The organism is Candidatus Latescibacterota bacterium, from assembly GCA_019038625.1.
Classification (GTDB): domain Bacteria; phylum Krumholzibacteriota; class Krumholzibacteriia; order Krumholzibacteriales; family Krumholzibacteriaceae; genus JAGLYV01.
Window position 1 is genome coordinate 1 of record JAHOYU010000011.1, and the last position, 9,741, is coordinate 9,741.

7 protein-coding genes are annotated in these 9,741 nt (G+C 48.7%); 3 read left to right on the forward strand and 4 right to left on the reverse strand.

The genetic code is table 11. The annotated features are described in order from the left end of the window. The 3 genes from KOO63_00430 to KOO63_00440 form a co-directional block, all read left to right on the forward strand. Positions 1–1,937, forward strand: a 1,937-nt coding sequence (locus tag KOO63_00430) for a S8 family peptidase (GenBank protein ID MBU8920302.1), incomplete at its 5' end; no start/stop codon positions are given. Between the two features lie 195 nt (positions 1,938–2,132). Continuing rightward, on the forward strand, positions 2,133–2,573 hold the full coding sequence (locus KOO63_00435; GenBank protein ID MBU8920303.1) for a helix-turn-helix domain-containing protein: 441 nt from the start codon (positions 2,133–2,135) through the stop codon (positions 2,571–2,573). A 346-nt stretch (positions 2,574–2,919) separates the two neighbouring features. Then, complete coding sequence (locus KOO63_00440) at positions 2,920–3,234, forward strand: GIY-YIG nuclease family protein (GenBank protein ID MBU8920304.1); 315 nt, start codon at positions 2,920–2,922, stop codon at positions 3,232–3,234. 68 nt (positions 3,235–3,302) lie between these two features. Here the strand turns inward: KOO63_00440 and KOO63_00445 are convergent, their stop codons facing one another. From KOO63_00445 to KOO63_00460, 4 genes are all read right to left on the reverse strand, one after another. Beyond that, entirely contained in the window at positions 3,303–5,114 is a 1,812-nt protein-coding gene (locus KOO63_00445; protein MBU8920305.1) for an ATP-binding protein, read from the reverse strand. A gap of 721 nt (positions 5,115–5,835) precedes the next feature. Further along, the gene (locus KOO63_00450) at positions 5,836–6,546 is read right to left on the reverse strand and encodes a hypothetical protein (GenBank protein ID MBU8920306.1); all 711 of its coding nucleotides are present in this window, start codon (positions 6,544–6,546) and stop codon (positions 5,836–5,838) included. 57 nt (positions 6,547–6,603) lie between these two features. Beyond that, positions 6,604–7,251 (reverse strand): RNA polymerase sigma factor, encoded by a 648-nt coding sequence (locus KOO63_00455; GenBank protein ID MBU8920307.1) that lies wholly within the window; start codon positions 7,249–7,251, stop codon positions 6,604–6,606. 103 nt (positions 7,252–7,354) lie between these two features. Continuing rightward, positions 7,355–8,887 carry a radical SAM protein gene (locus KOO63_00460; GenBank protein MBU8920308.1) on the reverse strand — a complete coding sequence of 511 codons (1,533 nt, stop codon included), beginning with the start codon at positions 8,885–8,887 and terminating at the stop codon, positions 7,355–7,357. Positions 8,888–9,741: the final 854 nt, after the last annotated feature.

Genomic DNA, 9,741 nt, shown 5'->3' on the forward strand with positions numbered 1-9,741 from the left:
GGCTGAGGTGGTCGGACTCAAGTAACGAGGTCTCCGGAGAACCCGGGGCGGTTCAGTTTTTTGTATCAGCGCCACGTTCAATATTCAGAGATTGGGCAACGGAACTTCCTTCTTGGACTGAGTCGAGTCGTGCGGCGAACGACCTCCCAAGAATTGAGCTGATCCGAGCAGAGTCTTCTCTTGATCGCCTTCGGTTTGACAATTGCGGCCCGGCCGACGTCAATTTGGAAGTTGTCCTGCATGCCTCCCGCAACACGCCTTACATAATTGATTCATTTCGAGCCTATCTCCAGATGCTCGGTATTTCCGGCGACATTGACAGGCGACTCTATGCTGGCCGTTTGTGTTTCATCCCGGTTCACGCGTCGCAAGATAAAATCGAGGATCTCGCCAAATTTTCGTTTCTTCGCGTAGCGCGCATAATGCCAAAGCTCAGACACCTTTCACCAGTCCGATCTTACTCTGCACCCTCTCCAGCACCCGTGGTCCTGCCCTCAGAGCCCCCACTCAATCTAGATGTTCGAGCCGCCATTTTCGATGGTGGCCTTCCCGACATGCCATACCTTTCGCCTTGGGTGACAGCCCTCAACGCCGATGGCGTTGGCGAAGCGCACGTGGAGTGTCTTACCCATGGGTGCTGGGTTACGTCTGCTCTACTTTTTGGACCCCTTGCTGCCGGTGAGACAGCAAATCGACCGTTTGCACATGTGGATCATTATAGGGTTCTCGACACCGATTTTGATAGTGACGATGATCTCTTCGATGTCCTGACACGCATTCAAAACGTGCTTCAACACGGACGATACAAATTCGTAAACTTGAGTATTGGCCCGGATTTGACGGTCGAAGACAATGACGTGCATGCATGGACTGCAGTCCTAGATGAGCTTTTTTCCAGCGGAGAGATACTCGCAACGGTCGCTGCCGGGAATAACGGGCAGTATGATGCCGATGCCGGATTGAACCGGATCCTTGTTCCCTCTGATTGCGTAAACGGACTCACTGTTGGCGCATCGGACTCCTCAACAAGCGACTGGACACGGGCACCCTATAGTGCTGTCGGTCCAGGCCGCAGCCCCGGGATCATTAAGCCGGACCTCCTCGCTTTTGGAGGCGGGGACGCTGTCCCCTTCTCCGTTTTGGACCCTCAAGACCCTCTCCGGGTCAACTCCGTCTCCGGCACAAGTTTCGCTGCACCATCCGCGCTCAGATTGGGACTTGGTGTTCGTGCGCATTTCGGGGATTCTCTAAGCCCGTTGGCAATCAAAGCTATCCTAATTCACGGTACTGAAGAAGGTGATCTGGAGAGACATGAACAAGGATGGGGGAGGGTACCTGCAGACCTCAGGGATCTTGTCATATGTCCCGACTGTTCAGCAAGAATCGTTTACCAAGGTGAGCTCAATCCAGCCCAACACCTTCGCACTCCAATCCCTCTCCCAGAAACCACACTCGCCGGTAATGTGACGATTACAGCAACAATTTGCTTTGCCACGTCAGTCGACCCCGAAGACCCTGGGTGCTACACGCGGAGCGGACTCGAGATAGTTTTTCGTCCTCATGATGAGAAGTTTGGCAAAACGAAGGACGATGGAGGGAACTGGGTAATCTCGACCCATCCTAAGACAGCTGCATTCTTCCAACGGCGGGATTATGCCACAGAGACGGAGCATCGGCGTGACGCTCACAAGTGGGAAACTGTCCTACACCGCAAAGTCGCGAAGCGTGGCAGCAGCTTAAAAAATCCCGTATTCGATATTCATCTCGCTCCAAGGGCTTTCGGGGCACCAACGTTTACAACCGACCGCATTCGCTATGCGCTAGTGGTTACCGTTGAGAGCAGACGTAACCCAGAGCTCTACGACCAAATTATGCAGCGGTACAGAACCTATATCCGTCCGCTCACCCCCCTGATACAGATTCCGATTCAGACCTAAAACAGGGGGAAGAGTTTGCCGCCTATTCAGGTGATTCAGGACGCTTAGATCAACAAGAATTCGTGCACATGACGAAATCTGTTTGCAATAAAGGATGTAGCGTCCAGTATAACATGTCCGCCTTCTGCATGAAAAACTAAGTGACACTTTCCCTCTCAGCGGCCCGGTCACGGGCCACAATAAGGAGGGAAAATCATGTCATTCTGGAGTCAAAACAAACCCAAAAAACCTGCATCCCCACCTCTGGACACCGGCCAAGCGGTTCCTGTTCGGAGAAAGATTCACCGCAGTCCACCAATTGCGTTTGAAGCAAAGCAGCTCGCCATCGAAGCTATCGATTGCGGTGCCGATCGGCAAGATGTTGCCCAGGTTCTTGGCGTCAAATCCAACACCATCAGCACGTGGATAAAGTCTTATAACGAAAAAGGCATCCGCGGCCTTTGCTGCAAACCATCAGGAAAGAAAGTCCGCAAACAATGCACCGAGCTTGAGAAACGCATCCTTGCTCACCGCACTGACAAACCAAAGCATGGCGTGCGTCGCATCAGTGATGAACTTCGGATGCACGAAGGCTTGTCCGTCAGTCCGGAGAAAGTCCGCCAGACGGTAAATGACGCTGGCAGGAAACAGAGGTAGGTGAAACTACCCAGGGTTTTGAAAGAGCTATTCCCCCAGTAGTGAGGATGCAAAAAAATTCCTTTACCATGAATCCTAAGGCAAGGTGGGTATTCCGACCCAATCCTGCCACCGATTCCGATTGAATCCGGTCATTAATTCCGACGGAAAAAGGCTAACCCCCCAAAGTTGATTTGAGAGGTTGCAATATTCAATTTCCCCGCTAATAGGATCCCCTTCTCGCCCAAGTTTTTGCATCCGAAACCGTTTGCGCTGCATTACATTAGTGCCGTACCACTCAGGCTTTGCGAGTGAAGCCACTTTGGTGCGGACCACAAAGAGTTATTTGGGAACCTGGGAGGGTACTATGGACAAGCGTAAAATTAATTGGGGGGAGGGGCATCAATTTTCAATCCATCCACAAGACACAAATTGGAACGATATCGGAGGGGTCTATTTGTTCTGCGCTCAATCCTCACCAGGTAATTGGACCGCCCTGTATATTGGCCAGACAGAAAGCTTGGCATCTCGACTTCCAAATCACGAACGTTGGAGCGAAGCCTTCCGCTTTGGAGCCACGCACATTCATGTAAAAGTTGTCACGAGTGAGAGTCAGCGTTTGGCACTGGAGGAATCTCTATTAAGGAAGTATAAGCCACCACTAAATACTCAAAATATTTGAGGGGAAGAAGAGCAAGCATGTCTACAATATTTGACGTCGCCCACTTCAAAGAGCAAGGAATCCCCAAATCATCCGTGTATAGATGGGCGCACAATTGGCCATTTCTTATAGATTTTATCTTTGATAATCTCGAATTTTCTAACTAGATCATTGTATTGCTTCGTAGTAATCGTAGCACGACCGCTCGCCATCCTTCCTCCAGTACAATCTTTTCGATAATTTGCAAGCTCACCAATTATCGAGTCACAAACACGTTGAATATAGTAGCTCCCGCCTTTAAGAAAATGCTTGGAAAAGAAATCAATAAATGGCTCACCACCCACCGAATAAGCGTGCTCCATTGTTACCAGATGCTCATAGTGCCGTTCCCCCATTCTGGACAGCAATAAACTAACCTTCTCAGTGATCTCAACCAATTCATCGGATGACCGGTCAGAAAACGACTCATCAGAAGAGCCTACTGCACGGCAGAAAAGCTCGAAATTAATAATATTTTTCTCGTATGATTCTCGCCCCATAGGGGTCAATTGAATCACGCTTTCCAGTATGTCTTTCTCCCGTAACGCCTCCCATGAGTTTATCGCTAAAGGAGAAAAAACATTCACCATCCTCCCCTTTAAAGATCCAGTTTTGTAAAGATCGAATAGTGTCTCGTAGACTCCATCTGGCAAATATCCGATTCTTCTCATTCTTTCAGCAACATCTCTAACCGTTACCCTTCTCAAGCCTGATTTCTCGCAGTTGTATAGTAATGAAACAATCATCCGCTTTTCACAACAGCAGAGTTCATCTTCAATATCACTGACCGAAAGAAGAACAAATCTTTGTGGATACCCTTCCGAATATAGCCACCCAAAGAATAGTTGACGAAAAACTCTGTAATTTATCTCTTTCTTCTCACAGTCGGCTGGTAGATTAAACTGAACTTTCTCAAGATATAAGGCAAATTCACTAATAAGCTCAGCGTAGATTCGAAAACTATTGTTGGCCAAATTCCACATCCTGCTACCAAATTTGCTGTATCCCTGTAGCATCTTTACAATACAACCGATGTAGTCTCCGAGAGGCTCCGACAATCTGTTTTTTATTATGCTTGTCCTAAGATCAAACACATCATCGATCAATTTCTCATTGTGCCCATATGATTGTTCCTTAACTAGTCCATCGCCGTTTACATTAGTATCTTCGCAAATTATATGGGCGGTTTTATACCAGTCTGTATAGGAATTTGTGGGATGTAGCCGGTGAAAGTTAGTATCCCGCACAGCAAAAATTGTAATCAGCCCCAGAATCTCGTGGTTTTTCCCAAAATTTCGAATCCTGATCATTGATTTTTTCAAATCTGGCATAACTCCATCAAGGTGAATTTCGTCAATATTGTCCAGTATTAGTGTTAATCGAGATTTCGATAGTGCCTTGATCTCCCAGATGAAATCAACGAAATCGCTTTCATTCAGAATGTGCTCATACTCGACGACATTACCGCTAATTGTTTCGTAGTCTTCTGATAGTTCCTCTGCTAAATCCCTGTAGAATACATCGAAGAAGTTGTCGAAATCTTCATACTTAGAGCTACGATGCTTGAAATCATACACAAAACATGTGTTATTGCGTGTTGAGTCGTTTTGCAGAGCGGAATACACTTTATGGACCAACGTTGATTTCCCAGAACCCAAGGGGCCCACCAAGTATGCATATGTTCCTTCGAAGTTTAACAAAGTTGTTTCCGCTTGGGCCAAATCAAAAGAAGACACATATAGTTTGTCCCAAAAATCCCCTCGATTTAGCCCTAGATCCTCCCACTTCTCTTCATTGAATTCAGCCACCGAGAGAGTCAACACGCTCATTATCTTCGATTCAAGTTCCTTGTAGGATTCCACGTGTATCAACCCTCCTGTTTTTCCAACCTTGACCGCAATCTTTCAAATACGCCAATGTACACCTTGCGGACCTCATCATTGATCAGGACCTTTGGTCTTCCCGGATCAACCCTGGCCATATGACCAAAATATGCCTCACATGAAGTGGGGCACACTGATGTGAGTGTCTTCTTCAGGCTACCCCGGACTTGAGAGAAACTGTTAATTCTGTAGCTAATGCGTGCCCCAATCCAAATCGACTCGCACGTGTTGCCCATGTCTGCCCTCATCTCACACTGAGAGCAATTCACTGCTCGCTTGAGTCCTTCCCTTCGCAGCAGCCTGTTGACATTCAGCTTCACCCTGATGGGAGCTAGGATAATCGAAAGAAGCACCAGAAGAAGAAGCACCCCGATACTCATATCAAATAATTGCACATCTACCAGCCTTTAGTCTCAGACCTAAATCAAACACTCGAAGGTTTTGCACTAGCCCATTGTTTTGGACATTCCAGTTGACGTAGGAAGCGGACATTCTTTCTTCCAATGGATCTCATGCAATGCGCAAAATTGAACGGCTCCCAGGTACAATGCTGGACCTGCGAGCTTGAATGCAAAAAAGTTGGGAAATCGCTATTTTGGAGAATCGGCCACTCAAGATGTTGCACCCGAGGTGATACGAAGAGCATTGAAACCGCTTCCCAATCCAAGTACGGTTCATTTAGCCTGAAATCTCAACGAAATCAACGGACCGGCTTCCCGTCCCAAAATATCACCTCCCCCCACTCCGGAAACGAGGAGGACCATTTTGTGAACTGGATATCTATGCCTTCGACAGCAATCGTTTCTCGGCCACTTATTCTAGCAGTACCTTCCTCTATTCTGTCGTAAAATGAACTTTCATTGGCTGCCAAAAACTTACTGAACTGGAGTCCAACCTCTCTGTCCGGAGGCGTGAGAATATCGGAATATTGAACAGGTTTCCCGTCTACGATTGCTTCCCAATTAAGGAAAATAATCGTTTGGCCCGAGACCGTCCAAGCATTGACCGAGAGTAATTCGTATTGCTTGGATGATTTTTGCTCGTAAACGGAACGAAGCTGCAGGAGGCTCTCTGAGGACAATTCTTTGCCTCGATCCGGGTGGGCGATTCTATCTCCGGCGAAAGGAGCTTCGGCAACCGGAAAATCGAGAACAGGACCCCGGGAAGGAACAAGATCAAATCCATCACTACCGACATTAGTAAGCTGAAATAACCCGAAAGCAGCAATGATTGTGACCAGACTGCCGGTTAGTAGGCGCGTTCGTCGTTTCTGCTGTTGGATCTTTGATCGCAATATCATCCGCAATATTTCACGGTGCTGATCAGGAGGCCGGACATAAGGCGCACTTCGACGGATCAAATCGTCGAATTCTTCATCGGCACTCTTGGTATCATTTTCTGGTGTTTCCATAGCAAACCTCGATTCTTGGCGATCGACTTAGGATTCCAAACCAATTCGGCAATCAGCTCAATCCGCAGAACCTTCATTCTTCATACCGAATCGCGGGCCAGGGCCCTTGGGGTTGAGTCCCTTCAATTCCTTTTTTAGCCTCTCCCGGCCGCGCCTCAAATGAGATGACACAGTGCCCTCTGGGATTTTCAGGATATAGGCTATTTGCTTCACCGTTCTTCCCTCCCAGTAGTGAAGGAGGAATGTGTCCCGACAAGGCTGGGTTAACCTCATGACCGCCTGAAAGACGATACGCTGATCTTCCTCCAACAAAATCTGTATCAGAGCCGAGTTCGCGGAATCCGGATAGAAATCGTCATTAAGCTCGGTCTCTCGACGTTTCTTGCTCCTCCGATAGTGAGCCCTGAATTCGTTGGTCGCAATCTGGTACAGCCAGGACCCAAAACTCACTCCCCGCCAAGTAAACCGCCCAAGATTCTGTTGGGCCTTCAAGAATGTATCGGCGGTCAAGTCCTTGGCCAAATCCGGATCTAGGGTCATGCGATAAAGATACGCATAGATCCGACCATAGTACTTATCATAGAACAGGATTAATCTGTCTGGGTCTACAAGAGCCCACAACAGCCACCGTTTTTCGGTTTCCAGTACCATGTTTTGCTCGGAAATCCCTTCGATTCCATGGTGCGCGCCTTCTGGAACCATCAATAGTTAAACCCAATAAATGGGGATTTGAATGCACCTATTTTAAAGAAAACCAAAAAACTTACACGATCGGGGTCGTTTCAGGGTGATCGAAAGGAATAGTTTCTCAGATCATTTTGCTCCCTTCCAGAAAATCCAACGCACCGGGACTTCGGTCTTTCAGATCAAGGAAGAGCCTAATTGCCTCTTCCGTATTGGCTTTAACGGCCTCACAGTATTCCGGCGGTACTTCTGTGGCTGCCGGATCCTCGGACGACCATTTCGGAGCCAGAGCTGTAAAACAGATCCCGCACATACGAAGAGCCCAGCAATCCTCGCATCGATGCCTGACGGCTCCGAAGAGCCCTGAGAATAGATTCTCGACCTTTTCCAGGTCAATGCCTTGTTCTACATCTCCGATTACCAAGGACTCTCCAACGCGCTCACAGGGCTGAAATGAGCCATCAGTTCGTACGTGCAACCTCCGCTGACCAGGCTGACAGAATCCAGTGGGAGGATAGGGCCTGGGTAGGGGGCTGCGGGGACGGTGGTAGAGTCGCATCACATCGGTGTCGAAGAATTGGCGAAGGGTCGGACTTGGATCGACCGTCCCATCACCAGAGCGGTCTTTGAGATAGTAGTCCCGAGCGATATGCCAGTTAGTCCGCAATTGTTCTCCCGTTCCATCATCAGGGACCGCTGTTTCTGGATCGACTTCGGCCAGGTCAATGCCCTCCAGGTTCACCCGGTTCATGCGCACGTAGGGAGCTTTCGAAATCCCGAATTCCTCGAACAAGGGAAAGTGATCAAAATATTTCGCCACAGTCAGAAAATCGTATGGTGGCGTAATCGTAGCGACAAACGAAATCCTGGAAGCAGCTTCGGCGTCCAATTCAAGCACGGTTCTTAGTCCTTGAAGAACGGCTTCATGGGTTGGCCCCCCGTTGCGTGTGACCCGGAACCGATCGTGGGTCGCAGCAGGCCCATCTAGACTGACCTGGAGGTGGATCTTCTTATGAATGAGGAACTCAGCAACTTCCTCGGTGATGAGTGTCGCGTTGGTGTCGATAGTGAAGCGGATATCCGGCCAATCAGGATGTTCGTCTGCCTCAGCTACGAGAGCCTTAATCAAATCGAATTCCAACAGCGGTTCTCCGCCGTAAAAGGAGACATTCGGATGTGGGCTATCACCGCAACGGTCGCCAAAGAAGCGCAGGGCTTTCACGGCAGCGTCTTTGCTCAACGATCGGTCTCTGTGGGGCCGAACCCATGAGCACGACGAAGAATGAAGGCAGTAGCGGCATCGAAGGTTGCATTGGTCGGTCAGGGTAATCGTCAAATGGGAAAGCTCTAGCTGGTATCGATCCCACTTGAGACATGAGTCGCAATTGGAGGCAACTTCTGGTCGTTCGGCAAGAAAGAGCCCTTCCTTTGATCTCGCGGTGTGGAATTCGACAATTGCGCTATCAACTGCCTCATCGCCATGAAGTCCCCGAAGACTTGAAAGGCAAGACTCCTCATCTGGCGAACCAATAACAGGTAGGAGCGAGGCGAGGACTTCGTCTATGTGCAGGATTTCGCTGGAATGGACGTCGAAAAAATACTGCTTGCCCTTGTGATTGAGAACCCGGCCCAATGCAGATTGGCGGTCTTGCGTCATGGAGTTCTAGCCTTTCTATTGCTACACTAACTAGCCCAACATTCAGTCAGACCAGAGAGACCCCTCACCCACGCGAAGGAAACGGCTAGTAACTAAAGAAAAAAGTGGGGTTTTTGAATGCAGTTAATCTGTCTGTCATTTAGGAATTCATGGAATCAAGGCTGAGGAAACGGTTTTTCGGATCTGCTGATGAATTGTTTTCTCAGGGCAGGCCCAACAGTTTTCATTACCTTTGGTTCTGAGAACAGGCTTGCGGCATTTTGGCAAAAAGACTTCCAAAAACATTTACGACCGATTAGAATAGGGCTCGGGATTGTACACTTAAACAGGGAGCACTGAGAGATGCACAAGCCAATTGACAATGATTTGACGCCACCGACCAAGGCTACAACCGAAGAAGGTTGTTCCTGCCCCTGCAAAGCTCCGGCATCTGAAGTTCAGGGCGAAACTCCAGAGGTCGAATTGGGCACAGTTCTTCTCGCGGTCCATTACGACATTGGGAAGAATTCAACTGCCAAATAGTTACCTAACGATTGTAGTCCCCTAGGCTCTTGACACAATTGTCATAGCCCGCGTTATGGGCGTCCGTCAATAATTGGAGGGCGTGTCGTGGCTTGCGTTGATTCTCTCATCAATCCAGCATAATAATTTGGCTATTCGGATGGGACGTGGAAACGAACTTTCGCTGAAAGAGTTAACCCTCACCGAAACATCGATTTGAAGCCGCCCATGGTCTTCTTCTCGGCTGGAAGCGGGTTGTCCGAGAAAGGCTCGAAGTCGATAATCGCCCGCGTTACATTGTCATCGTTGTAGTCCCAAATCCAACTGGCAATCGAATCCGGATCGCTTGTGCC

Excerpts from the sequence above, each read along its gene's own strand:
- KOO63_00450 (MBU8920306.1), bottom strand. The coding sequence starts at position 6,546 with ATGGAAACACCAGAAAATGATACCAAGAGTGCCGATGAAGAATTCGAC.
- KOO63_00435 (MBU8920303.1), top strand. The coding sequence starts at position 2,133 with ATGTCATTCTGGAGTCAAAACAAACCCAAAAAACCTGCATCCCCACCT.
- KOO63_00440 (MBU8920304.1), top strand. The coding sequence starts at position 2,920 with ATGGACAAGCGTAAAATTAATTGGGGGGAGGGGCATCAATTTTCAATC.
- KOO63_00460 (MBU8920308.1), bottom strand. The coding sequence starts at position 8,887 with ATGACGCAAGACCGCCAATCTGCATTGGGCCGGGTTCTCAATCACAAG.